The organism is Campylobacter sp. BCW_6468 (assembly GCF_001762865.1).
Taxonomy (GTDB): Bacteria; Campylobacterota; Campylobacteria; order Campylobacterales; family Campylobacteraceae; genus Campylobacter_D; species Campylobacter_D jejuni.
Genome location: NZ_MJXQ01000043.1, coordinates 1 through 1053, shown reverse-complemented (window position 1 = coordinate 1053; position 1053 = coordinate 1). Strand labels below are relative to the sequence as shown.

Below are 1053 nucleotides of genomic sequence, written 5' to 3'. Positions count from 1 at the left end.
GGGGGGGGTATACCAGTTATTATGATAGGTAGTTCTCATGGTGGGTATTTGGCACATTTAGCAGCTAAGATTGCGCCTTGGCTTATAGATGGAGTTATAGATAACTCAAGTTATGCTAAATTTCTTTGGCGTCTTGTAGGATTTGGAAAAGAAATTGATTTTATGAGATATTATTGTTTTGGAACAGCTAATTTTTTTAAACATATTTTTACTTATTGCTCTGATAAAACTTTTTGGACAAGTAATTCTAGTTTAAATAATTTTTTTTCAGTGCCAAGAAGAATGATAAGATATATCTTAGAACCAAAGCATCTTGAAATTCAGAGTAGCTATCCAAAACCATATTATACAAGCTATCATTCTTTTTATGATAAAGAAATAGCTCCACCTGATGAAAAATTAGAACTTTATAAATATTTAAAACAATTTGGATTTGACACAGAGCTTTATATGATAAAAAATCCAGATCAAATTGATGGCAAATTTATCAAAAGTTTAGAACACGGTATGGGAATGTCTATGAAAACTTTGATTTCTAAAGAATTTCCTTTAATGCTAGAAAAAATAAAACAAAATCCAAAAAAAGATTGTAAAGAAAAATGTATCTCTTATCCTTGTGAAGATTTGTTGTATCAATTTAGCGAAAAAGATGACAAAATATCACTAAAAATAGATAAATTTTAAGGAAACCCAATGACCATACTAGAAAAAAACATACAAGCTTTATTAAGTGGGGTAAATGAACCCTTAGGAAATAAACTTTTAAATTTCATACAAAATAAAACTTGCTCTCGTTTTAATATAGATGAAAATTTAAATATCTATGATAAAACTCATAATGTTTTTATGTATGAAAATTTAGAAGAAGAAATAAATTTTTTCTATCAAAGTATTTTAGAAAAAACTCATAGATATCCTTTTGCATGTATTTATGGTATAGGCAATGCTTTACTTATTAAAAATTTATCCAAACACTATAAACATCTTTTTATATTTGAAAGTGAAATCGAACTTTTTATCTTGGCTTTAAGTGTGATAGATTTGAGTGAGGAG

1 protein-coding gene and 1 pseudogene are annotated in these 1053 nt (G+C 27.0%); both read left to right on the top strand.

Annotated elements, in window-relative coordinates:
- Positions 1-684: DUF2920 family protein (locus AJ889_RS09820; protein WP_261661008.1), on the top strand; the 684-nt coding region annotated here is incomplete at its 5' end.
- Between the two features lie 9 nt (positions 685-693).
- Positions 694-1053 (top strand): annotated as a pseudogene (locus tag AJ889_RS08615) (motility associated factor glycosyltransferase family protein); the annotation flags it as partial.